This window comes from Cylindrospermopsis curvispora GIHE-G1 (assembly GCF_014489415.1).
GTDB lineage: Bacteria > Cyanobacteriota > Cyanobacteriia > Cyanobacteriales > Nostocaceae > Raphidiopsis > Raphidiopsis curvispora_A.
The window spans coordinates 1,240,495-1,264,814 of the sequence record NZ_CP060822.1; the positions used below are offsets into that span (position 1 = coordinate 1,240,495).

19 protein-coding genes and 1 pseudogene are annotated in these 24,320 nt (G+C 39.5%); 9 read left to right on the forward strand and 11 right to left on the reverse strand.

Annotated features, from left to right (window positions below; translation table 11 throughout):
- Positions 1-415: 415 nt before the first annotated feature.
- From IAR63_RS05830 to IAR63_RS05840, 3 genes and pseudogenes are all read left to right on the forward strand, one after another.
- Positions 416-778 (forward strand): annotated as a pseudogene (locus tag IAR63_RS05830) (helicase-related protein); the annotation flags it as partial.
- Between the two features lie 28 nt (positions 779-806).
- Positions 807-1,673, forward strand: coding sequence for an SWIM zinc finger family protein (locus IAR63_RS05835; protein WP_187706914.1), 867 nt, complete (start codon positions 807-809; stop codon positions 1,671-1,673).
- A 66-nt stretch (positions 1,674-1,739) separates the two neighbouring features.
- Complete coding sequence (locus IAR63_RS05840) at positions 1,740-2,579, forward strand: SPFH domain-containing protein (protein ID WP_187706915.1); 840 nt, start codon at positions 1,740-1,742, stop codon at positions 2,577-2,579.
- A 10-nt stretch (positions 2,580-2,589) separates the two neighbouring features.
- On the opposite strand, the gene folP is transcribed toward IAR63_RS05840, so the two are convergent.
- Together folP and tpiA are read right to left on the reverse strand one after the other, a co-directional pair.
- Positions 2,590-3,444 carry a dihydropteroate synthase gene (gene folP / locus IAR63_RS05845; protein ID WP_187706916.1) on the reverse strand — a complete coding sequence of 285 codons (855 nt, stop codon included), beginning with the start codon at positions 3,442-3,444 and terminating at the stop codon, positions 2,590-2,592.
- A gap of 29 nt (positions 3,445-3,473) precedes the next feature.
- Entirely contained in the window at positions 3,474-4,199 is a 726-nt protein-coding gene (tpiA, locus tag IAR63_RS05850; RefSeq protein ID WP_187706917.1) for a triose-phosphate isomerase, read from the reverse strand.
- Between the two features lie 86 nt (positions 4,200-4,285).
- Between tpiA and IAR63_RS05855 the strand changes: the two genes are divergently transcribed.
- Positions 4,286-5,737 (forward strand): GTP-binding protein, encoded by a 1,452-nt coding sequence (locus IAR63_RS05855; RefSeq protein WP_187706918.1) that lies wholly within the window; start codon positions 4,286-4,288, stop codon positions 5,735-5,737.
- 12 nt (positions 5,738-5,749) lie between these two features.
- On the opposite strand, the gene glgP is transcribed toward IAR63_RS05855, so the two are convergent.
- Positions 5,750-8,314, reverse strand: coding sequence for an alpha-glucan family phosphorylase (gene glgP / locus IAR63_RS05860; protein WP_187706919.1), 2,565 nt, complete (start codon positions 8,312-8,314; stop codon positions 5,750-5,752).
- A 1,080-nt stretch (positions 8,315-9,394) separates the two neighbouring features.
- On the opposite strand from glgP, the gene IAR63_RS05865 reads away from it, so the two are divergent.
- From IAR63_RS05865 to IAR63_RS05875, 3 genes are all read left to right on the forward strand, one after another.
- The gene (locus IAR63_RS05865; RefSeq protein ID WP_040008447.1) at positions 9,395-10,063 is read left to right on the forward strand and encodes an acyltransferase; all 669 of its coding nucleotides are present in this window, start codon (positions 9,395-9,397) and stop codon (positions 10,061-10,063) included.
- Between the two features lie 216 nt (positions 10,064-10,279).
- Entirely contained in the window at positions 10,280-10,396 is a 117-nt protein-coding gene (locus IAR63_RS05870) for a photosystem II reaction center protein I (protein ID WP_006276427.1), read from the forward strand.
- A gap of 141 nt (positions 10,397-10,537) precedes the next feature.
- Positions 10,538-12,586: a DUF3769 domain-containing protein gene (locus IAR63_RS05875; protein WP_187706920.1), complete on the forward strand. Its 2,049-nt coding sequence runs from the start codon at positions 10,538-10,540 to the stop codon at positions 12,584-12,586.
- A gap of 18 nt (positions 12,587-12,604) precedes the next feature.
- Here IAR63_RS05875 and IAR63_RS05880 read toward each other — a convergent pair whose 3' ends face one another.
- From IAR63_RS05880 to IAR63_RS05890, 3 genes are read right to left on the reverse strand one after another with little or no spacing between them, the layout of a single operon-like run.
- Positions 12,605-13,759: a DNA cytosine methyltransferase gene (locus IAR63_RS05880; protein ID WP_187706921.1), complete on the reverse strand. Its 1,155-nt coding sequence runs from the start codon at positions 13,757-13,759 to the stop codon at positions 12,605-12,607.
- Positions 13,760-13,788: 29 nt separating this feature from the next.
- Positions 13,789-14,022, reverse strand: coding sequence for a GIY-YIG nuclease family protein (locus IAR63_RS05885; protein ID WP_187706922.1), 234 nt, complete (start codon positions 14,020-14,022; stop codon positions 13,789-13,791).
- Between the two features lie 29 nt (positions 14,023-14,051).
- The gene (locus IAR63_RS05890; protein WP_187706923.1) at positions 14,052-15,566 is read right to left on the reverse strand and encodes a YcjF family protein; all 1,515 of its coding nucleotides are present in this window, start codon (positions 15,564-15,566) and stop codon (positions 14,052-14,054) included.
- A 100-nt stretch (positions 15,567-15,666) separates the two neighbouring features.
- Here IAR63_RS05890 and fni point away from each other — a divergent pair, with 100 nt between their 5' ends.
- Both fni and sppA read left to right on the forward strand, forming a co-directional pair.
- The gene (fni, locus tag IAR63_RS05895; RefSeq protein WP_187706924.1) at positions 15,667-16,713 is read left to right on the forward strand and encodes a type 2 isopentenyl-diphosphate Delta-isomerase; all 1,047 of its coding nucleotides are present in this window, start codon (positions 15,667-15,669) and stop codon (positions 16,711-16,713) included.
- A gap of 104 nt (positions 16,714-16,817) precedes the next feature.
- The gene (gene sppA / locus IAR63_RS05900; protein ID WP_187706925.1) at positions 16,818-18,641 is read left to right on the forward strand and encodes a signal peptide peptidase SppA; all 1,824 of its coding nucleotides are present in this window, start codon (positions 16,818-16,820) and stop codon (positions 18,639-18,641) included.
- 32 nt (positions 18,642-18,673) lie between these two features.
- Here sppA and IAR63_RS05905 read toward each other — a convergent pair whose 3' ends face one another.
- The 5 genes from IAR63_RS05905 to IAR63_RS05925 form a co-directional block, all read right to left on the reverse strand.
- Positions 18,674-19,450 (reverse strand): GDYXXLXY domain-containing protein, encoded by a 777-nt coding sequence (locus IAR63_RS05905; RefSeq protein ID WP_187706926.1) that lies wholly within the window; start codon positions 19,448-19,450, stop codon positions 18,674-18,676.
- A gap of 19 nt (positions 19,451-19,469) precedes the next feature.
- Positions 19,470-20,912 (reverse strand): DUF2157 domain-containing protein, encoded by a 1,443-nt coding sequence (locus IAR63_RS05910; RefSeq protein ID WP_187706927.1) that lies wholly within the window; start codon positions 20,910-20,912, stop codon positions 19,470-19,472.
- 195 nt (positions 20,913-21,107) lie between these two features.
- Entirely contained in the window at positions 21,108-22,787 is a 1,680-nt protein-coding gene (locus IAR63_RS05915) for an NAD+ synthase (protein WP_187706928.1), read from the reverse strand.
- Positions 22,788-22,837: 50 nt separating this feature from the next.
- Complete coding sequence (locus IAR63_RS05920) at positions 22,838-23,584, reverse strand: NUDIX hydrolase (protein WP_187706929.1); 747 nt, start codon at positions 23,582-23,584, stop codon at positions 22,838-22,840.
- The gene (locus tag IAR63_RS05925) at positions 23,584-24,156 is read right to left on the reverse strand and encodes a nicotinate-nucleotide adenylyltransferase (RefSeq protein ID WP_187706930.1); all 573 of its coding nucleotides are present in this window, start codon (positions 24,154-24,156) and stop codon (positions 23,584-23,586) included. Before IAR63_RS05925 ends, IAR63_RS05920 begins: the two co-directional genes overlap by 1 nt.
- Positions 24,157-24,320 lie beyond the last annotated feature (164 nt).

Sequence of the window (24,320 nt, forward strand, 5' to 3'; positions counted from 1 at the left end):
TTGATCCAGTATTGTTCCTCTGGGCAGAAACTTGGCGAAGCGAATCTCAAATATCAATGGAGTCTATTAGTTTGACATCCTTACCTTACCATCCTTTAGCCATGTCATCCCTGGAGTTGGGTACGTGGCTGAAAAGCTATCATGGGCGAATCTATGACTGTATTTTCACTTCTAATTCTGCTATAACTAAAGTAAGTAGGAATAAAATAAATCAAGCTAAAGTTGATTCACAAGTGCTCGCTGTACCGACTAATTTTATAGGAAGATCCCCAATTATTTGCCCCATATATTCCCCAAGTATATTAGTAGAGAATAATGATAGAAATAGTAATTTTGCCTCCCAGCTTAGCTAATCGTGAAGGTTGGGCAAATCGTTTAGGTTTGCAAATTATCGCCGAAACACCACACAATAAACAATAGATTTCAACACGACCCACAAAGTCCACCAATTATGATTCTGTCTTTAAAAGCTGGTGGTGTGGGTTTAAACCTAACTAGGGCAAACTATGTTTTTCATTTCGATAGATGGTGGAATCCCGCAGTAGAAAACCAAGCAACCGACCGAGTCTTTAGAATTGGACAAACTCAGAATGTCCAAGTCCACAAGTTTGTCTGTAGGGGAACTCTAGAAGAAAAGATCCATGACATGATTGAAAGCAAAAAACAATTGGCACAGCAGGTAATTAGTTCCGGTGAAGACTGGTTAACCCAGCTGGATACGGATCAACTACGTGATTTGTTATTTCTGGATAGAAATGCTATTGTTGATGACGAATAAGATTAGTTTAGGTTTTAAAGAAGAAAATATGATAGAGAGAACTTTAGAAATCAGCAGAGAATGGTGGTCCCAAAGATGGTTAGACCTATTAGACTCCTATCGTTTTAAAAAGCGGTTAGAAAGAGCTAGAAACTATTCTCGACAAGGGAACATTTTGAGTATTGAATTTCAAAAATCTAAGGTTCTAGGGCGGGTGAAAGGTAGTGAAGTTGAACCATACCAAGTTTCCTTATCCCTTGATATATTTAGTGATGAGGAATGGAGCTATGTGATTGAAACTATGTCCCGTAAATCCCTATTTGCAGCTAAGTTACTAGCAGGAGAAATGCCTCAAAATATTGAAGATGTATTCACCAGTAATGGACTTTCATTATTTCCCTTTACCTTGAATGATGTCCATAGTCAATGTTCCTGTCCCGATCCAGCAGTACCCTGTAAACACATCGGAGCTGTTTATTATCAATTGAGCGATCGCCTGAGTGAAGATCCTTTTGTACTATTTGAATTACGGGGTAGAAGTAGAGAAAGAATAATTCAAGATTTAAGAAAATTAAGGAGTCAGAAAAAATTAGTTAACCCACCTGTCCAGAGATTATATACCAGCGAAAAAAATAACCAAGAAGAGAATTCCCCCAAACTAAATACTAACCCAAACCCTAATCAAATAAATGATTTTTGGCAATATAACGACCCACTGGAGTCATCCCTGGTGGTAATTTCTCCTAACATGGGAGAAACGGTATTAGATATTTTAGGAAATATTCCCCTACCCAAAGATCAAGACAATACAGTCCACGTCTTGGGTTCCAGTAACGATCCAACCATGAAACACTTACAAAATATTTACCGAGATGTTAGTCAAAAAGCCTGCTTATTGGCGATGAACATGGGTTAACTTTTTTGTTAATGATATGATATGATGCCATTTTATACTCAATTTTCCAAGAGCTTAGGAGCATATATGGAGCCAATTATTGCTATAGCTTTAGCCCTTATGGGCTATGCCTTTGGATCTACCAAATTGGTTAGTCAAGGCAATGAAGCACTAGTGGAACGTCTAGGGCGGTATCATCGAAAACTGAAACCGGGAATTAACTTTATAGTTCCCCTACTAGATCAAATCGTCATGGAAGACACCAATAGAGAACAGATTTTAGATATTAGTCCCCAAAATGTGATTAGCAAGGATGGTGTTTATTTAGAAGTGGATGCGGTAGTTTATTGGCGTATTATAGACATAGAGAGAAGTTTTTATGCTGTTGATGATTTACAAGAGGCACTTAACAATTTAGCAGTAACCACAGTGCGAGAGATTCTAGCGCAGAATACCCTAGAAGAAAGTAACATGGCCAGGTCTAACATAGACAAAACCCTAATAGACCAGTTAAACTTGACCTCCCAGACCTGGGGGGTAGAAATCATGCGGTTAGATTTCCAAAGAATTACACCACCAGAAAGCGTAAGAAAATCCATGGAAGAAGAACGTGCAGCAGAAATTAAAAAGCGAGCAGTGATTTCCGCAGCGGAGGGAGAAAGACAAGCAGCAATCAAAAAAGCTGAGGGAACTAGAACATCTATGGAAATAATTTCCGAGGCCTTGCGTGCCCATCCTGAAAGTAAAGATATTTTACGGTATCTTGTGGCCCAGGATTATGTCCAAGCTAGTCAGAAGTTGGGAGAAAGCAACAACGCCAAAATTGTCTTTGTAGATCCAGCTAATTCCACGGGGATGTTTGAGGAGTTAATTTCCCAACCAGGACAAGAAGATGAGGGTAAAAGACCCGGTAATGGCAAAAAGTGACAAATCCTACTTAGCCATATCTATAAATAGCATCAGCAACAAGGGACACATCCCGTATGGCACTAACATCATGAACCCTGAGAATATCAGCACCATGAAAAATGGCTGCACAACAAGCTGCGGCCGTTCCCCACACGCGATCCTTTGCATTTGGTTGATTCAAAATTTGGCCGATAAAACTTTTCCGAGATGGGCCGACCAAAATGGGGACTTCAAGGCCTTTTAACCTGGACAATTCCCGAATAATTTGTAAATTTTGTTGATGATTTTTGGCAAAACCAATACCGGGATCAATAATTATTTTTTCTCCTTTGATCCCCAAGGTAATTGCAGTATTTATTTGCTGGGACAAAAAATCATAAATCTCACCCATTACATCTTGGTATTGAGTATACTCTTGCATAGTTTGGGGAGTTCCTCGGATGTGCATCAAGACAATGGGCACATCTAACTTGGCCACGGTTGATAACATTTCTGGATCATAGGTTCCAGCAGAAATATCATTAACCATATCAGCACCCAATTCGACAGCAGCTTGGGCCACGGCGGCTCTGGTAGTATCTATTGAAATAGGTATAGGCACTTCTGGTCTAATTACCTTTAGTACTGACAGTACCCGTTCCATTTCTTCCGCGAGGGTGATTTGTTGTGCCCCTGGTCTAGTTGATTGCCCACCAATGTCAATAATATCAGCCCCAGCAGCTATCATGGCGCGAGCTTGAGCTACAGCACTAGCAATTGTGTTGAATTCGCCACCATCGCTAAAACTGTCGGGGGTGACATTTAAAATCCCCATTAAATAGGTTTTTGTCCCCCAGTTAAAACAGCTTTGTCGAATAACTAATTTACTTGCTTGATTTGCCATAATTGACCTTGACCCCCTACCCCCCTTACCTATTGATAATTGACAATTCTGGCAAAACTGTCCGGTTCCAAACTGGCGCCACCAACGAGAACACCATCTATTTCTGATTGTGCCATGATTTCATCAATATTATTAGGTTTCACAGAGCCACCATACTGAATTGGCACCTTATTATTAGTCAATTGAGAGCGAATTAATCCAATGACCCGATTTGCTTCTGCAGACTCACAAGTATCCCCCGTACCAATTGCCCAAATTGGCTCGTATGCGATAACCAGTTTAGTTTGGTCTATATCTACCAAGTCATGTTTTAATTGATAAGAGATTAGTTTTTCTGTTTCTCCTGCATCTCTTTGTTGTTTGGTTTCACCCACACAGAGAATAGGTGTTAGCCCATACTTTTGGGCAGCTTTAAGGCGCAGGTTAACAGTTTCATCGGTTTCGCCAAAATATTGTCGTCTTTCACTATGGCCAATAATAACATAGCGAACACCTATTTCCAACAGCATGGGGGCGGCAATTTCACCCGTATAGGCTCCATTTTCCGCCCAGTGCACGTTTTGCGCGCCCAAACTCACACGACTACCGTGTAGATATTTGGACATAACATTTAAGTTTGTAAAGGGGGGACACAATACAACCTCTCTTATAGAGGGTGTTTCCTCCAATTCAGGCAGAAATCCGCGCAGGAACTCCTCTGATTCCGCCTGGGTTTTGAACATTTTCCAGTTACCAGCAATAACTATTTTTCGCACAGGTGATTTTATTAAGATGCTAACGCTACCAGATCAACTCCTAACTCTACTACTTTTTGTGACCCCTTGGAGCAAAAATAAATAATATGACAAATATCACATCTAAATTACCCCAACCCGAAAACAATAATTCTTCTGACACAGAACTGGATGAGGCGATTTTCAGTTTTGGAAATATTCAAGCGGAACTGAACTATGGACAAGCTAAAACTGCTTTGAAAACTTTGGTGACCCGTCTTGACCTGACTGCTCAAGAAATGTGTGGGTTAGAGAGTGAAATAGCAGATTTAGAAACCATGTTGGGAAAATTAGAAGACATGGTGGTACAAATAGCGGCCTTTGGCATGGTAGGAAGGGGCAAGTCTTCTCTTTTGAATGCTTTGGTTGGTCAGCCAATATTTGAAACTGGACCTTTACATGGGGTTACCCGTGCGGAACAAAAAGTTAACTGGACCATGTCCCAGGAAGCTATGGGTACGTTCAAGGCTACTTTTCTCTCCCCAGATCAATCTCAAGTAGTTTTAGTAGATACACCGGGATTAGATGAGGTTGATGGAGAAACTCGTGCTGCTTTGGCACAAAAGGTAGCAAAACAAGCCGATTTAATTTTATTTGTGATTGCTGGCGATATGACCAAGATTGAGCAGGTGGCTCTTTCCCAGTTAAGAACAGTAGGTAAACCAATTATTTTAGTTTTCAATAAGATTGATCAGTATCCTATAACTGACCGTCTGGCAATTTATCAGAAAATTCGGGATGACAGGGTTAAAGAATTAGTTTCACCCGACGAAATAGTCATGTGTGCTGCTTCACCTCTAGTTAAGACCGCCATAGTTCAAGCTGATGGAGCTAGGACTATAAAGCTAGAAGCAGGGAAGGCCCAAGTGGAAGAATTAAAGCTCAAAATTCTGGAGATTTTGCAACGAGAAGGAAAAGCGTTAGTAGCTTTAAACACCATGCTCTACGCCAATACTGTGAGTGAACAAATTGTACAGCGCAAGCTAATCATTAGAGAAGAAAGTGCTAATCAGTTAATTTGGAAAGCGGTAATGATTAAAGCTTTGGCTATTGCGCTCAATCCGGTTACTGTGGTTGATATTGTCAGCAGTATAGCTATTGACATAGCCATAATTTTAGGTTTATCCAAGCTCTATGGCATTGAAATGACTCAGAGTGGCGCTGTGAAACTGCTGCAAAAAATCGCCTTGAGCATGGGTGGAATTGGAGTGAGCGAGTTGCTGGCAAACCTAGGTCTAAGTGGCTTGAAAACCATATTAGGTTTGTCCGCAACTGCCACAGCTGGAATAACTTTAGGTCCTTATATATCCGTAGCAATTACCCAAGCAGGGGTAGCAGGCGTATCCTCTTACGGAATTGGACAGGTGACTAAAGCCTACCTAGCTAATGGTGCCACCTGGGGTCCAGAAGGTCCCAAAGCAGTAGTAACCAACATATTATCCAATTTGGATGAGACCTCTATTTTGAATCGGATTAAAGAAGAACTTTTGTCTAAGATTCAAGGAAAAAAGGTTGAATAGTTGAATAATAGATCACTCAGCCCAGGCAATCAATCTAGGTTCGTATGGACTAGAAAGGTATTGGTTATGGGGCAAAACCCGCAAAGATAAACCCTGTAAACCAGAACTGGTATAGGTAATATCGGCAGTATAAATACTTAAACCCCCATCATCTTGCCCATGATAACTCATTTCTACAGGAATAGCATTGACAATGTCACCATTAGCATCAATGGAGCCTTGATATAGTTCAACCCGCACATCCTGGTTAGTTAAAGTGGCTAAATCAACTTTGGCGGTTACTCCCACCTTTTGATTCACCCCAATTTCTGTCCCTGTGGATACATCAATGTCCTTAATTCTGATATTGAACCAATGTTCACTCAATATAGATTTCCAGTGCGCTAACTCCTTGGCTGGTGCATAGTGATTTGATGTTAAGGTATAATGGCGATCGCTCGCAGGGAAGTAGGCTCTAAGGGCGTATTCTCTGACCATGCGTGCTGTATTAAACAAGGGACAATTCAATCTGATGGCATCCTTCATCTTTGCCACCCATGGTCTGGGTAGGCCATCTTCATCTCGGTGGTCATAGAATAGGGGGACAACCTCTTTTTCCAGCAACTCATAGAGAGCATTAGCTTCTATTTGGTCTTGATAATTAGGATCTTCATAATTTTCTCCATGACCTATTGCCCAACCAGTACGAACATAATCAGCTTCATCCCACCACCCATCTAACACACTGAGATTAGGCAGTCCGTTCATAGCTGCTTTCATTCCACTAGTACCGGATGCTTCCCGAGGACGGCGGGGCGTATTTAACCACACATCACAACCAGCTACCATCAGCCTAGCAATGTGAATGTCGTAATTAGGCACAAACACTACCTGCTTTTCCAGATGCTGTTCACGAATAAAGTGATTAATATCCTGAATCAGCTCTTTCCCTGGAATATCTTTAGGGTGTGCCTTACCCGCAATCACAAACTGTACTTTTCGGTGTTTGTTAGCTAACAGTATGTGCTTAATCCTATCTATATCACGCATCCATAAGGTTGCACGTTTATAGGTAGCAAAACGACGAGCAAAACCAATAGTTAAAACATTGGGGTCAAGAACCTCTTGTGCTTGGGCTATTTCTGAAGCTGATGCTCCCCGATCTCGTAAATGTTTCACCAAATGTTCCCGCACATACAATATCATATCCAGACGACATCGCTCATGGTTGCGCCATAGTTCTTCATCAGGAATAGAATCCATCCGTTCCCAGATTTGATTATCTGGGGGAGCTGATGACCAATTAGGTCCCAGGTAGCGGTCATATAACTCCTGAGTTGACTTAGCCACACAACTACGGGCATGAACTCCATTAGTGATAGATGTAATTGGTACTTCGTCTACAGGGACTTTTTGCCATAAACCCTGAAACATTTGCCGGGAGACCACACCATGTAACTGAGCCACCCCATTAGAAAATGTTGCCATTTTTAGGGCCAAAACTGCCATACTAAAGGGCGCTGACAAATCACCTGTGTTTTCTCTACCCAGTCCCAAAAACTGATCTTTAGGCAAACCAAAAATATCAGCGTAGTAACCCAGATAGTACAAAATTTTATCAGGTGCGAACAGGTCAATCCCCGCAGGTACGGGAGTGTGGGTAGTAAAAATATTACTAGAGGCTACTACCTGTTTAGCCTGGTCATAATTTAAACCTTCTTCCTGGATGAGGATACGAATTCTTTCCAAAGCAGAGAAAGCTGCGTGGCCCTCATTCATGTGATAGGCGGTGACGTTGTAACCCAGGGCCTTCAACATTTGCACCCCACCGATTCCCAGCATTATCTCTTGATGAATACGCATATCAACATCACCACCATATAACTGGTCGGTTATATCGTGGTCATAAGCCTTGTTGGGTTGAATATTCGTGTCCAACATATAGAGAGGGACTGTTCCCACCTGGACTCGCCACACTCGAGCATATACCTTGCGTCCTGGGTATTCCACAGCGATTCTTAACTCAGAACCGTCAGGATTACGTTCCAAATGCAAAGGCATATTATAGAAATCATTGATGGGGTAACGCTCCTGTTGCCAACCATCAGCATTGAGATATTGGGCGAAATACCCTTGTTGGTAAAGTAAGCCCACACCAACCAAGGGTAATCCCAAATCACTGGCAGATTTTAAGTGATCCCCAGCCAAAACACCCAAACCTCCTGAATAGACGGGTAAACAATCCACCAGTCCAAACTCCGCTGAAAAATAGGCATAGCACTCTTTGAGTGGTTTATTACGTTGTTTTTGATACCAGCTGCGCTCCTGTAAATAATCTTCCAATTGGCGAGCTGCACGGTCCATTTGTGCCAGGAAACCTTCATCTTCAGCTACTTCTAATAATCTCCCCTGACTGATAGTACCTAGCATTAAAACGGGGTTATGATGGCTAGATTCCCACAGATCTGGGTCTAGGCGACGAAATAGGTCTTTAGTCTCCACATTCCAATCGAAATGGAGATTGTATGCCAGTTTTCGCAAGGGTTCTAGCAGTTGAGGTAGTGAGGGAGAAACATTAAATTTGCGTATTGGTTGCATAATCTGGTAGGAATTTAAATTCAACTATGGTTAATTGTTTACTGGTTTTACCTTAATATTGCTTCTTGAGAGTATGATTTGTGAACCTCTGATCACTTTACCCAACGAGTTGTTTTCTCACATATTGGCTTAATTTACACCAAAATAGTTTTTTAGTCCATGGTTAACTGTTGATTATTTTACTAAATTTAATGATTGTTTTAGATTTGGTCAACTCTCAACAACATGACAAAACCCATTAGTATTGTATTAATAGCCATAGTGAATCGCTGATGCAATTACTTGGCTCCCGTTTTGATATTTCCCACCTTTTAGAAAAGGGACTTTTTGACCAATCATTTCTATGATGTTATTTTATATTTAAACTCATGCAAAAGTATAGAAAGTTAAGCAATAAAGATTACAGATACAATCTTTAAGTAAATTAACGGATTTTTGTCGAGTACTTGTCCAACCAAAAAAATTATGTTATGATGGGGTCTAGGTTCCACTTCTAGAATATTTAGTTCAGGAGCAGTTCTTTTAGCCTATAGATGATTGTGTGCAGCATGACTAGAGCAGTATACACTACGAATTTGTTACCGGACATACGACATAGCTGTCGAGGAAGTGCTTACCTGTTTGCACCAATGGTCAAGTTTAACATCATGGCCGAAGTAGGTGACACTCCACCCTGAAGTTTTATAAAAAATATAATCTCGATAATCTCGTAATTTAGCGGTAATCAGTCGGAATTGATAAAGATAAAAATTAGAGCATAATTGAAAGTGTTATGCCTGGTCTTGTCTTAGTTCCTAGTGACCTCCGTAAATTATTATTGTCATTACATTCATAGCTAAGATCCGTATTTTATCTTAACTCAATTAGTTGGCAAGGTGATTAATGTCAGACTTTGGTAATCACTGGTATATTTGCCATAAACTTGAGTCATTGAATAAATGTGGTTTTAGGATCAATATTCTGTAGATCAATACTCAAAAGAATACGCCTTGAGATAAAAGTTACTTAGTGCAGTTAACTACCATTGTTCGAAACATAAAATTGGAAATTTGGGTAAGATAATGGGAGCAATATATGACCATGAGTAGCCAAAAATATTCAGCAAAATTACAGCGACTAACAGAACTATTGGCAATTACTTTTCTGGGTGATATGCCAACAATTTTTCTTGGACCACAACTCAGGAGGCTATTATATCGCCATTTATTTGCAGCAATGGGGAAAAAGGTTTATATTCAGCATGGTGTAGAATTTATTGCCACCCCAGCTATTGAAATTGGTCATGGGGTACATATTTTTAAAAATGTACGTTTGGATGCCCATGGACATCCAAAAAACAGGATTTTTCTCGGTAATGGAGTGGCAATAGAGCGTAATGTGGATATAGGTTGTATGGAAAATACCCAAATACATATTGACCAGGATACTTTCATAGCACCCAATGTTCTTATTGCTGGGCCTGGAAATATAAAAATTGGTAGGGAATGTATGATAGCAGCCCAATGTGGTATTTTTGCTAACAATCATAATTTTGCAGAACGTTCATTACCTATCAAAAAGCAAGGTATCAGTTGTCAGGGGATTGTGATTGAAGATGATTGTTGGCTGGGACACGGAGTAACCGTACTGGATGGGGTTACTATTGGTAAGGGAAGTGTAATTGGTGCGGGAGCAGTTGTAACTAAAGATATTCCTCCCTATTCTGTAGCTTTAGGTGTTCCAGCAAAAGTAGTAAAAAGCCGTTTATAATACAAGTTTAGCTATAACGTTTATAAAAAATAATAGTTATGGCTATACTTACTGTAATATGTAAAAACTAACCCTAGTTTAACCGTGGCAAGAATATCAATAAGTTTCAGCTTCCATCTCCAAAAAATTGGTCTAATGTAGGTAAGATAGTAATGCTATCTTTTCTGCGGAGTGGATTGCTAATAACTTTTTTTCTTACCCTTGGGAGATAATTTTATGGTGACTCTAAAAATCGTCGTTTATATTGTGGTTGCGTTCTTTGTGGGAATTTTTGTCTTTGGATTTCTATCCAATGACCCCGCTCGTAACCCTGGTCGTCGCGATTTAGAATAAACAGACTCATCTGCAACTGCTGGAAGATATAAGAGACTAGCCAGTTTACATCATTCTAAACAGGTCTCATCAAAAGACAAACATCCCTTGTACTTTTACGTATAAGGGAAAAAACACTTTTTAGCTTAATCTTGCTCAGACATGCTCCATCCAGCTTTGCCACCTAATTTACCTACTGCTTGTGAACACATACAACTTCAATCTAATTACTATTCAGTAAAAAATAAAACAGGCAATACTCTTCAGTTCTATTCCCGTCCAGTTAATAATCAAGCGATCGCCCCTCCCAAACTAGAATTTACCACTTCAGCTCAACCCTCTGCAACTGGTTCACAGGTTCAACCTAGGATAGTGGAAGTGCTGTCGGACAAGCAAGAATATGACACCAACAGAAGAATTGTAACAGCCTTGGGAAAGGTCACAGTTAAATTTGATGGAGCCATAGTTAATGCTGATCGACTACAAGTTAATTTAGACAATTTAATTGTGGTTGGAGAAGGTAATGTGGTGATCACCAGAGGTAGTCAGATCTTACGGGGGGAACGCTTTACCTATAATTTTCTCCAGGATACAGGGAATTTGGAAAATGCTAGGGGTGAGATTTATCTACCTTCGGTTGGTAGTGACTTAGATTTTTCTCCTGATAGAGAAAGAAACCCAAGTGCTATGTCAAATCTGCCCAGTGAACGTATTCTTGCGAATCAACCAATTAGTCAAGTTACCAGCCCAGGAGGTGTTGATATTAACTTGGGTGGGCGGGTTGATGCCAGCAATGTTCCCGTAACTAGAAGTGGAGGAGCAGTCAATCGCGCTAGATTTGAAGCCCAACGGGTGGATTTTTATCCCCGTGGTTGGGAAGCTGAAGAGGTGAGAATTACTAATGATCCCTTTTCTCCTCCAGAGTTGGAATTACGAGCATCTAAGGTAAAGTTAAGACAAGAGTCTCCCTTAGTAGATCGGGTTACCACCCAGCGTCAGCGTTTAGTATTTGACCAAAATTTTGTTCTACCTATTCCCATAGATAAACAGAAAATTGACCGTCGTCAGCGGGATATATATCCTTTTATAGTGGCCCCCGGTTTTGATAATGGTCAAAGGGGTGGTTTTTACGTGGAACGTAGTTTTACCCTCTTGAATACGGAGACAACTAGATGGTCCGTAACACCACAGTTCTTTGTACAGAAATCTATTGAAAATGGTAGTAATGTGCCCGATTTATTTGGGGTAAAAACTAAAATAAATAGCACTTTAGGTCCCCGAACCTCCATAGAAGGTGCAGGAGAATTAACTAGTCTCAATTTAGACAAGTTGGAAGATCATTCCCGGGGAAGTGTAAGGTTAAAACAATCAGTAGGAAAAGAAAATCCTTACACACTCAATTTAGAATATAGCTACCGCGATCGCTTGTATAATGGCACTCTCGGGTTTCAAACCGTACAAAGTAGTGTGGGCGGTCTGATCTCTTCTCCCCTGATCCCCTTGGGGAAAAGTGGTATTAACCTTAATTTCCAGGGAGGGGGTCAGTATATTAACTCTAACACAGATCGCCTTAGTTTACTTTCACCTCAACGACGAAATGATCGGGTGTCTTTGGGACGTTTGCAAGCTAGTGCATCTCTGGGCAGTGGTTTATTATTATGGGAGGGAAAACCCTTACCAGCAACCCCTAAACAAGGGTTAAAGTATACATCTAATCCCGTTGTACCTTACTTGCGTGCGATCGCCAGTGTTACGGGTACAACTAGCTATTATACCAGTGGGGATGACCAAAGTAGTCTGATTGGGACGGTAGGATTGGTGGGACAGGTGGGTCATTTTTCTCGGTCATTTTTCGACTATACAGGTTTTAACATTAGTTATTCTCAGGGATTCAACACGGGAACTTCACCCTTTTTGTTTGATCGTTTTGTAGATAATAAGGTAATTAGTGCAGGTATTTCACAGCAAATTTATGGTCCATTTCGTTTTGGGTTTCAAACAGCTATTAATGTGGACACAGGTAAGGCAAGCAATACAGATTACATAATAGAGTATAATCGGCGCACCTACGGTGTTAGCTTGAGATATAATCCTACCTTACAACTTGGTAGTTTTATGATTCGTGTTAGTGATTTTAATTGGGTTGGTGGTGCTGATCCTTTTTCTTTGGAGGAAGTGAAACCAGTAGTAGGGGGGGTGCGTCAAGATTAGGATAGAGAGAAGAAAAATTCAACATAAAGCTCTTGATAGAGAACTAGCCAAAAAATAACCCAACTCCACAGGTACTGCATTTCCAATTTGTCTCATAGATTCTGTCCAGCAATCAATAAATCTATAATCATCAGGAAACGTCTGAATTCGTTTCGCTTCCAATGTAGTATAATAACGTACAGTTTCATCAGGATATCGAATCATATTTTCTCCGCCAGGAACCCCATGATCTCCTGCTTTTATTGTTTTAGATGGCATGTCAATATAACTACCATTGTGACCGGGATATGATCGAGCACCTTGCCTTAAAATATGCTCCCGATCAAAACTACCTTGACTATCAGGTTTTGGCAATTCTCCAATTTGATCCCGAATGGTTTTCCAAGGTTTTAAAACCGGGGGAAATAGAGTGGGTTTTTGTATTAGTTGATTAATCTTTTGCTTAGTTCTTTGATCTACCCATTCAATGCTTATTGGTTTAATTTGGTGTCTTTCCCAGTAATCATAACTAACAAATTGTGACCACAATAAGGAATCATAAGAATGAGATGGTTGGGGAAAAGACCAATTAATATTTAAATCTTGTCTAATTCCAACAATAAAAACCCGTTCGCGTCGTTGAGGAATTCCATAATTTGCAGCATCTAAGAGACCAAAAACCACATTATATTTGACCCCGGGATAATTGTTGGAATTGCTAATGGTTTTAAGAAGAATCAAATGCTCTTTCCAAGACTGTAAATCTTTAAGACAAACTTCTGGATATGTCAGGCTCAGAATAAGATACTCAAAATAGTTACTAAATGCTGGACGTAACATTCCTTTGACATTTTCAAATATAAAAGCTTTTGGTTTACAAATACTAATTGCCTTGCAAGCATGGGGAAACATATCACGTTGATCCATATGACCTTTGTGCTTACCTCCCAATGAGAATGGTTGGCATGGGGGACCCCCCGCAATAATATCAACTTCACCAACTTCTTCAAATTTAAATTTACGAACGTCTACATTATAAATTAGTTGATGATTATAGTTATTGGCTAGTGTTAAACAAGCATTATAATCTAATTCAATCAAGGCTTTATGTTTGATTTTAGCCATCTCTAAGCCTTTTGCTAGCCCCCCTGCACCAGCAAATAACTCTAGGCAAGATAAAGATAAATTAGACATTTTCCTCATTTAGTTTAGACATATATTCTTTAATAGCTTCCAATAGATATTTTTGGTAATATAGTTCTATTGACTAAATTAAATCCCGAATATATACCGGATTGTGCAGTGCAATATAGGCCATAAACTCCAGTCCCACAAAAACGTTCTGTAATAGGAATTGGATATACTGGTGTGCCATCAAAAAAATTTACAGTATCTTCTATAATTTGATTTAATTTTGAAGAAACGTAAACGTGATCAGATATATTTACAATACTCATTCTTTTATTTGTGATTGAGTTACAAACTTTTATTCACGATCGGTTAATGGCTTAACAACTTTGGCGATCGCCTCTTGAATAAAATCCTGAATAAACTTGTCCCGACGATTAATTTGAAATTGTTGCTGAACCACCTCCGTCATTCCTCCATCACCCCAGTCTTGATCATGGCGAAAATATTCAATAAAACTCTTACCAGCAATACCAGTCAAATAAGCAGCGGTCACCCCTTGAATAGCACGCCCAACTAAAAACGTAGCAACATGAAGCTGTAAAGCTGTAGACAGCAACTGAACAGCACCTTTGACTATACCTAAACCAGCAATGGTTTTGCCCAAAGATAAGGCCAATTCCTTTCCCCTGTCCAAATTTAAGTCACAACCATAAACCTTGCCAATTTCTACTACCATCTGAGCATTAACTGCTGCTGTGGCTAATAAATCAACCACAGGTAGGGGAGTAACTGATACCACCCCAGCACCAATCCACTGATATCTATAAACTATTTTATCAGCTTGACGACGACGCTGGGAATCAATCAGTTTGCGAGCTTCCTCCCCTAATCGTAAAGACTGTAATAAAATATTATCCGCTATTAAATCTTCACCCTCAGCTCGCAATACAGCAGCTATGCGTTTTAGGAGAGGAACTATTTCAGGTTCCGGTCGAAAAATTTCCCCACCTTCTAATTCCACAGCTTGGGGGTTGGCTGCGATCGCCACCACATCATTATGATTAATATAATCCTTCACTCTTTCTCGTAACTTAATTAAAATAGCATCCTTATCTTCATCTTTATATAAATCAGTTTTGTTAAGAACTAAAAGCGATCGCTTACCAATTTCTGCTAAGCCCTTTAAAGGTTCATACTCAGAACGACGCAGGTCATTATCTACCACAAACAACAATAAATCTGCTTCTGTAGCCAAAGCTCTAGCCAGGTGTTCCCGTTCGGTTCCAGCGATTCCCGCTTCCAAAATACCCGGTGTATCAGTAATTAGAATTTTCCGTTCTAAACCCTTCAAGCGCAAACAATAGGTTTCACCCACTTTAGTTGTGCCCATAGGAGCGTTTACCTCTCCCACCATTCGCCCCATAATAGCATTGACCAGCGAAGTTTTACCAGCACTTCCTGTCCCAAAAACAACTACTTTGATTTCCCCCCGTGCCAAATTGGCTTCTATTTCCTTGGTGCGACTCAATAAAGCTTGACGGGTAACTTCATCTTGAATTTGTGCCACCTGTTGACGAACCGCTTGTAAGGTGCTAGAAGCTGCATCCGACTTAGCAGCGGGAATTTGAGCAGCAGTAACCCTGGGACGGGGAGATTTTGTTTCACCAGCGGGTAGAATTAATACATAATAAACAAAAGCTGCAACTAGTCCCACTAAGAGTATGACCAGTAGCAATAACAGTAAATTGCCTAACAAGGGAGAATAGGATAGCTGCCAATATAAACGACTTAGGGAGTCAATTAACCACAGAGCTAGTCCTAAAATTATAATTAAGCCAATTACAAGTGTAACTATGCGAGACAAAGGCATGATTCACACATAATCTAATAAATTTCCAATGTGAGGAATAATCAATCATATTACAGTTATTATAATCTAGTCCCACTCCCTGTATTAATAGTAAGTATCTGTGAAATCTATAACTAATCATTCAAATCCCATCCAAAACCGTAAGGCAGATCATATACGCATTTGTCTAGAAGAGGATGTGCAATCGGATCAAATTACCACGGGACTGGAAAAGTATCGATTTGTTCATTGTTGTCTACCAGAACAGGACGGTAAAGAAATAGATATCAGCACCAAATTTCTCAACCGGGATTTGCATGCTCCCCTATTAATCTCCTCCATGACCGGGGGTACCCAAAGAGCTGGAATTATTAATCGTCGGTTAGCAGAAATTGCCCAAAAATATAGACTGGCAATGGGGGTTGGCTCTCAACGTGTCCTCTTAGAAAAACCAGAGGTGGCTGATACCTTTGCCATTCGCCAATACGCCCCGGATGTGCTTCTATTTGCCAATATAGGCGCGGTACAACTCAATTATCAATGTGGCATAGATGAGTGCTTACGAATTATCGATGTTCTAGAAGCTGATGCTCTCATACTCCACATTAATCCTTTGCAGGAATTTATTCAACCCAGGGGGGACACCAATTTTTATGGACTACTTGACAAAATTTCCCAATTGTGCAAGCAATTGCCCATACCTGTAATTGCCAAAGAAGTAGGTAATGGAATTTCAGTCAACATGGCAGAAAAATTAATATCAGCAGGCGTACAAGCCATAGATGTGGCGGGTGCAGGAGGTACATCATGGGCTTTAGTAGAAAGTGAAAGATCCGAAACCGCACTGCAACGAAGATTAGGCAAAACCTTTGCCAATTGGGGTATACCAACAGCAGAATGTATTACCACTATTCGCTCCCGGTTCCCACAACTCCCCCTAATCGCTTCCGGAGGGTTGCGTAATGGGTTAGATGCAGCCAAGGCGATCGCTCTAGGGAGTGATATTGCTGGATTAGCAATGCCTTTTTTACAATCTGCGGATGTATCAATAAATGCACTAGAAGAGTTAACAGAAGTATTAATTGCGGAAATTACTACGGTATTATTCTGTACAGGTAATAGAAATTTGCATGAATTAAAGCAATCTAACTGTTTACAAAGCATGTAATATTCTAATTATAGATGTAGCTGGCTAAAGCTATAAAATAGAATTGGGATAGAATTAGGTAACATCCACAAAATAATCAATAATCTGAAATCTAAGAAAGTCGAATGAATAACTTTATTAAACAAACTCTTGCTAGTTTAATTGGCAGCTTATTAGGACTAAGTATTTTCTCTGGTGTTAGTTTTTTAGGCTTGTTGTTCTTGGTAATTGCTGCTACTAGCTCTCAGAACACGGAACCACAAGTTAAAGATCAATCCATGTTAGTCTTTGACCTATCCGTAAAAATTACGGAAACCCAACCCAGCTATACAGAGGTTTTAGAAAAAACTCTCACAGGAGGAGGGGAAGAACAAATTACCCTACGTCAATTGATAGGAGCATTAGAGCAAGCAGCAGAAGACCAACGGATTGCGGGAATTTACATAAATGTTAGTGAGTCTAGCAAAGTTAGTAGTTTGGGTTATGCTTCCCTAAGAGAAATTCGCCAAGCTATGGAAAAATTCCGCGCATCGGGGAAAAAAATAATTGCTTATGGTGTAGGTTGGAGCGAGCGGGAATATTATCTAAGTTCCGTAGCAGATAAAATTTTCCTCAATCCTGTGGGAATGATGGAAATCAATGGACTAAGTTCACAACCAATATTTCTGACGGGAGCATTGGAAAAATATGGGATTGGAGTGCAAGTGGTACGAGTGGGGAAATTTAAGGGAGCAGTTGAACCCCTGGTCTTAAATAAACTGAGTCCAGAAAACAGAGAGCAAACCCAACAATTATTGGATGATCTGTGGGGAGAGTGGCGTAATTCCGTGGGAAAAAGCCGTAAAATTTCCCCAGAAGTACTACAGGAAATTGCTAATAGTCAAGGTGTATTAGAAGCAAAAGATGCAAAAGATAATGGTCTGATAGACGAAATAGCCTATACAGATCAAGTAGTGGCTGATTTAAAAAAAATAGGCACCAGTGACAATGATGGTAAGAGCTTCAGACACATACCCGTTAGCGATTACGTAGAAGCTAGGGAAATTGAAGAACAGCAGAATTCACAAAATAAAATTGCTGTAGTTTATGCAGAGGGAGAGATAGTAGATGGCGAGGGAGAAGGTTCCCAAATAGGAGGCGATCGCTATGCTAAGATACTCCGCAAAATTCGCCAAGATCAAGACATTAAATCCGTAGTTTTGAGAATTAATAGTCCTGGGGGTAGTGCAACAGCTTCAGAAATTATAGAACGAGAAATTCAATTAACCAAGCAAGTCAAACCAGTAATTGTTTCCATGGGTGATGTAGCAGCGTCAGGGGGGTATTGGATTGCTAGTAATTCCGATCATATTTTTGCCGAACCTGGAACTCTTACAGGTTCAATAGGTGTATTTGGTGTGTTATTAAACGGTCAAAAATTGGCCAATAATAATGGTATTACTTGGGACACAGTAAAAACTAGCGAATTTGCGGATAGCCAAACTGTTTCCCGTCCCAAATCACCACAGGAACTGGCAATTTATCAACGCAGTGTCAACCGAATTTATAATATGTTTATCAATAAAGTTGTTCAGGGTAGAAAACTTCCCCAAACAAAAGTAGGAGAAATTGCACAAGGGAGAGTTTGGTCAGGTGCGACAGCAAAACAAATTGGTTTAGTGGATGAGATTGGCGGATTAAATATTGCCATTGAATATGCAGCTAAGAAAGCAAAATTAGGTAAAGATTGGCAAGTGGAAGAGTATCCAGAAGTAACCACTTTGGGAGAGCGTTTTTTTGGCAGAAAACTTAAAGAAGCAATAATAGGGATGCACAACTGGGACATAAGTCAAACTAATCCACTCATAGCAGAATTGGAAAAAGTACGAAAAGAATCAACAATCTTTCGCATCATGAATGACCCACAGGGAATTTATGCTCGTCTCCCTTTCAACTTTAACATTGATTAGCAAAAAAGGATTCCCTAGGGAATCCTTTAACCTTAAAAATTATAATTGCGATCGCCTATCCACATACTGGTAGGGATAGCGTTACCTTGAGAATCAACCTTTACTCTCACAAGTATTGATCTTCTCCTAGCACGTTGATTTTGCCGTGCTTGGAATAAGTCATAATCGATTTGTTCTCTTTGTGCTTGAGAAACATAGTAATTTTCCAATCCGTAATTAATTGACCCATTTTGATAATTACCCTTTAAAGCTACCTGATTATTGGATAAATACATAGGAAGATCAGAACTAATACTCACGGGTTTCCAAGCTAGAGGAACAGTAGAGTTAAGGTTACCAACATTAGGGCGATCGCTAGTGAATCTATCATCAAATGGACTATTAAATTGACGGTTTAATGACCGTTGCTCCTGTAAAATCACATATAAAGTACTACCTTGGATAATTCTGCCATTTCTCCGAGAATTTTGTCTCACCCAGTCTCTCCAACCGGGTAATCTTCTCAAGGTTTGGGGACGAGAGATATTATAATCAAAAGATAAAGCAGATCCTTCTAATAGGTTAGAAACATCAGTGGGTAAGGTTTGCAAAATCACCGACTTACCAGCCATTTCTGTATAAACTGCTTGACTGGGAACCCCTAAAATCAAACCCACTTGTACTAGGAGAGGAGCAACCAATCTCCAAAATGGTAGAGGTTGATTAGCTTTTTCTTCCGTAGCAATTAAATAATCACGAAAAGTCAGCTTTTCAGAAAACTCCTTTTCTGGAGTCGAGGTTTTATTTTTTTCCGGTGTGTTATTTGTCATGGTAAGTTAGTTGAATTGACTATTTTTTCACTGTGCGTTCCTGTAATCTCCCTTCAAACCAAAGACCAGCAGAAATCAAACCAGATCCACAGATTACGAATACTAAGGATCTAAATAATAAGTCGGTGTCGTACTCTAAGATACGACTGATAATTTGCAAGATTAATAACATCATGCCACACCAAAAAGCAGTTCTGCTACTCAACTTTAATCCTTCTTGAATTAATCCCCAGGATAAAGTAAACAACAGAGAATTAAAAATGAAAATTCCCAATTCTGTAATTCGACCAATACCCTGATGCCAAAAGGGAATGATCACAATGAAACCTAAAAAAATGCCAATTACAGTTAAAGTGAAAAATGCTTCTCGACGGTTAGGATTATTGCGATGACGAAAGAGAAATAACCATTGAATAAATACCAAACCACCAATAATTCCTAAATCAATAATAGATAAATATTGAAACCCGGTGGAGAGATTATTGAAGGAACTAGAGAAATTGTCCAATTCCAAGGATTGCCATTGCCAACGAAAGGATAAAAGGTAAAATACCACAGCAAAACAACCTAGGGCAAAATGGCGAGCTATTCCTTGAAATAACCGGTAGTTTACCGTGGGAAACAGTAAATCATCATAACTCCAAAATAGGGCGGGTGGTAATGCTAAAGCAAAAGAAGCTACCCACGGAAAAACATCTGAAGAAGTTAATAGTGGTAAAGGTTGAAGATTATATTGCAGGGAAAACGTAAAGGCGATCGCTGCTAGGATAAAAATTATCCGTGAACGACAAATATAAGCTAATGGAACAAATAACACCCAGGAAATTAAAGGGGTATGTCGAACAGCTAATTGATCCCAATTTAAATTACCACCAGTTACAGAAAATTCTCCAAGTCCCAACCAATAGCCAATTTGTAATAGCAAAATAGCCAAAATTCCTAAGGAATTAATACAAAGGCTATAGGCCATTATCAAAACACCAAAACCCCAGGCTAAAAACAACTGTGTGGGTGAACCACTAATATTAAATATTTCCGCCATCAAGACTAATGTTGCTCCTAAGATTAGGCTACTCAGTAGCAGTAAACCTTCCCCTAAAAAGCGTTTACCAGGTTTAGATTTTTTCTCTTCTCCCTTTTTTTCCCGACCTAGGGTTGGTTCTCTCCAAGTGAAAAATCCAGTAATAGCAGTGGATAAAAATAGACTCATTAACAAGATAAATTTCACTTCCCTGGACCAGGTTTGCCAATTTGCTGCTAGGAAAATAACTATACCCAAAATCAGCAATAAACCACCAAAAGCAATAGCTATCAACCCAGAACTTTCTTTAGCAGATCCTTCTATTTTTTTAAATTGATGACGATCGGCAATTTGTTCATACTGGGAAGAACTGATAATTCCTTCATCGCGCCAACGTTGTGCTTCTTGGCGTAACTGTCGCGCAAAGTTATCTAAAATCATGACCTCTGTACTAGGGGTGAGTTTGACAAGAATACCCAGAGATTTACCCCTAATCAAGCACAGTTCACCACATAAAGAGAACCTACACTATACAATCAAACCATTGTGTTAGACTAGTATGCAGTCAATCACCCTAGTGATATTGTTCTGGTGTAACAGTTTATCAATTTTATGCCTGTGTACACTAGCAGTGACCTAACTCTTGTGAGCAGCAATGGGCATTCTCCAACCCGTACCAAAAGCTCTATCGGTAATTTTCAGTCCCGGTGCTGCTTGTCGACGCTTAAATTCCGATCCAGCAACTAGCTTGATTACCCGATTTACAGTCCCTAAATCATGACCTCCAGCTATTATTTCCTCTACTGATTGATGTTGATTGATTAAACGCTGTAGAATATCATCCAGAATATTATATGGTGGTAAGGAGTCTTGATCAGTTTGACCAGGCTTGAGTTCTGCACTGGGAGGCTTGGTCAAAATGTTTTGGGGAATAACCTCTTGTTGATTTTGACCATTCAACCAATTACAAATAGAATAAACGCGGGTTTTTGGCACGTCCGCAATTACTGCTAAACCTCCATTCATATCACCATAAAGGGTGCAGTAACCAACAGCAATTTCTGATTTATTACCGGTGGATAAAAGCAGGTGACCAAATTTATTGGATATTGCCATCAATAGAATACCTCGAATACGAGACTGAATATTTTCTTCAGCAATTCCAAATTCTGTACCTGTAAATAATTCAAATAAGGTATGGTCAAAACTTTTCATTAATTCACCAATGGGCAAAATTTGGGTTTTAATCCCTAAATTCTGCCCTAATTTGAGAGCATCGCTAACAGAATGTTGGGAACTATAGGGTGAAGGCATTAACACGCCTAAAACATTTTCTTTGCCCAATGCAGCAGTAGCAATAGCAGCAACTAAGGCTGAATCTATACCACCACTTAAACCTAAAATCACTTGAGAAAACCGACATTTTTGCACATAATCCTTCACCCCCAAAACTAAAGCGTGCCAGATTTCCTCATCCTCTGATTCATAGATGGGAATAATCGGATTTTGGTCTGAGTCGGAAGCCAATTCCACCTCTTTTGTATGTTGATTGAATTCTACTATGAGAAAATCTGGAGTAAAACCATGACCTCGATATAGAATTTCACCTTGGGAGTTGACAGCAAAACTATAACCATCAAATATTAAATCATCATTACCACCAACTTGATTAGTGTAAATTATAGGTTGCTGAAAGTTTACAGCGGTATGTCTTAACATTGCTTCTCTGGTTTTCTGTTTACCAACTGTATAAGGAGAAGCAGATAAGTTGACTATTAAATCTACCCCCACAACCGATAAATCAACAATGGGATTTACCGCGTAACACTTTTTGCCCCAAAATTCTTCATCATTCCATAAATCTTCACATATAGTCACACCAATGTTAACACCATCTAATGTAAAGTAGTTGGGGTTTAACCCAGGCTCAAAGTACCGTTTTTCGTCAAAAACATCGTAGGTAGGTAATAGTCTTTTGTGAAAATATTGTTGAATTTTCCCCTTTTCTAACCAAGCAACACTATTAAATAAATTTTTCCCCCCCCTAATGTGATGTTCTCCATTCCGAACCACAGTTCCTACCAAAACTGCTAGGTGAGTTGGTAAATTTTGAGCTAGTTCTTGTAAGCTCATATCCATGGCTTCCACAAATCCAGGATTTAACAGTAAATCTCTTGGTGGATAGCCACATAAAGAAAGTTCTGGTGTTAATAATAAACGTACATCATTTGCTTGCTGTGCAGTTTCTAGGATTTTTTGACAATTTCCTTTTACGTCACCAATAATGGGATTTAGTTGGGCAATGGCTATTTTCATAGTGGTAATTTCAGTAATATAAACCTGGTAGTTAAAAATCTAAATCAATACTAAATAAATACTAATGGTTTATCCTTAAATGGTGCAAACGCTTGGGCATCAAACTTATATAAACTTGCAGGACGACCAGCTCCCCTACAAACCTTACTTCCCGTATCTAATAAAAAACCGAGTTTTAACAACCGGGCTCTAAAATTAGAATAATCAGAAAAGTTTTCTCCTAAAACTGTTGCGTATAACTGATATAACTCATTAAGGGTAAAGTTTTCTGGTAATACGTCAAACGCTACCGGACTATATTCTAATTTATTTTTCAGTCTTTTGTGCCCATAGTTAATTATTTGATCGTGATCAAAGGCCAATTCTGGTATTTTTTTCACGGGATGCCATGCAGTACCAGCAACCTTATTCGTGATTAATTCTGCTTCTTCAAATCTCACTAAAGCAAAATAACTTACTGACAAATAACGCACCCCATAACTGTTGCTTTTTTCCCTAGGATCCCGATGTGGACCGCCAAAGGTGTATAGTTGATCTAAGTATAAATTACTTACCCTAATTTTTTCTGCCATAATTCTGTAAGCAGCATCCTCCAGGGATTCACCCTGACGCACCAAAGTACCAGGGAGACTCCAGAAATTCAAAAATGGCTCTTGTTGTCGCATCACCAGTAAAACCAACAGACGATTTCTCGCAGTATCTACGGAGAAAATCACATTATCAACACCTACCTTAAAATTCGCTAAGGTCCCTTTAGATATGGAATTTGTACAACTTGTCTGATTACTTAATAGCATTAAATGTATAACCTCTCACGATTAATATAGGCAATTACGGGAGCTGTGAGAGTTTGTAGATTTTTTTGTTGACGAAAATTAGTTGATGACACATTTAAACCTTTAGTACTAGCGATCGCCATTTTTCCCCCTAATTGTCTAATTTTATGTAGACTAGCATCTTCTATAATATATCCAGGTCGAGGAATCACCAATAATTGGACTTGTTGTAGCAAATCACTAATTCTATACCACCTCGGTAATTGGTTAACTAGATCAGAACCAATTACTAAAGTATACTTCACATCATCTCCCCATTTTAATTTTGCCCTTTCTAGGGTTTCTAAGGTGCGCCAACTACTCAATTCCTGTGCTAAAATAATATTATTTAATTTATCTAATGGAGGCTCAATATCAGAAATTAACAACTGTAACATAGCAGCACGATGTCCTAGGGGTGTCTGCTGTTCTTTAATAGGGTTATCCGCCGCCCAAACCGCTACCCAATCATAATTTTCACATAGCCATTTGATAATTTTTTGATGTCCAGCTGTGGGTGGATCTGCACTTGTGCCAAATAATGCGATATTCATAAATTTAAGGTACGATATCTAATAAATAGGTCTCTACAATTTGGATTTGCTGTAAATGAGATTCAGCTTTCAACAGCGTTTATCGGTAAATACAAACATAACCTTGAGGTAAACGGATTATTAGCTGATAAAGGTCGGTCAGCAAGCTATAATCTTGAGAGTAC

Coding starts and splice junctions, on each gene's coding strand:
- IAR63_RS05855 (WP_187706918.1), top strand. CDS start 4,286: ATGACAAATATCACATCTAAATTACCCCAACCCGAAAACAATAATTCT.
- IAR63_RS05880 (WP_187706921.1), bottom strand. CDS start 13,759: ATGTCTAATTTATCTTTATCTTGCCTAGAGTTATTTGCTGGTGCAGGG.
- folP (WP_187706916.1), bottom strand. CDS start 3,444: ATGGCAAATCAAGCAAGTAAATTAGTTATTCGACAAAGCTGTTTTAAC.
- IAR63_RS05920 (WP_187706929.1), bottom strand. CDS start 23,584: ATGCTATTAAGTAATCAGACAAGTTGTACAAATTCCATATCTAAAGGG.
- IAR63_RS05885 (WP_187706922.1), bottom strand. CDS start 14,022: ATGAGTATTGTAAATATATCTGATCACGTTTACGTTTCTTCAAAATTA.
- IAR63_RS05905 (WP_187706926.1), bottom strand. CDS start 19,450: ATGACAAATAACACACCGGAAAAAAATAAAACCTCGACTCCAGAAAAG.
- glgP (WP_187706919.1), bottom strand. CDS start 8,314: ATGCAACCAATACGCAAATTTAATGTTTCTCCCTCACTACCTCAACTG.
- sppA (WP_187706925.1), top strand. CDS start 16,818: ATGAATAACTTTATTAAACAAACTCTTGCTAGTTTAATTGGCAGCTTA.
- IAR63_RS05875 (WP_187706920.1), top strand. CDS start 10,538: ATGCTCCATCCAGCTTTGCCACCTAATTTACCTACTGCTTGTGAACAC.
- IAR63_RS05915 (WP_187706928.1), bottom strand. CDS start 22,787: ATGAAAATAGCCATTGCCCAACTAAATCCCATTATTGGTGACGTAAAA.
- IAR63_RS05835 (WP_187706914.1), top strand. CDS start 807: ATGATAGAGAGAACTTTAGAAATCAGCAGAGAATGGTGGTCCCAAAGA.
- IAR63_RS05865 (WP_040008447.1), top strand. CDS start 9,395: ATGAGTAGCCAAAAATATTCAGCAAAATTACAGCGACTAACAGAACTA.
- IAR63_RS05870 (WP_006276427.1), top strand. CDS start 10,280: ATGGTGACTCTAAAAATCGTCGTTTATATTGTGGTTGCGTTCTTTGTG.
- IAR63_RS05840 (WP_187706915.1), top strand. CDS start 1,740: ATGGAGCCAATTATTGCTATAGCTTTAGCCCTTATGGGCTATGCCTTT.
- IAR63_RS05910 (WP_187706927.1), bottom strand. CDS start 20,912: ATGATTTTAGATAACTTTGCGCGACAGTTACGCCAAGAAGCACAACGT.
- IAR63_RS05890 (WP_187706923.1), bottom strand. CDS start 15,566: ATGCCTTTGTCTCGCATAGTTACACTTGTAATTGGCTTAATTATAATT.
- IAR63_RS05925 (WP_187706930.1), bottom strand. CDS start 24,156: ATGAATATCGCATTATTTGGCACAAGTGCAGATCCACCCACAGCTGGA.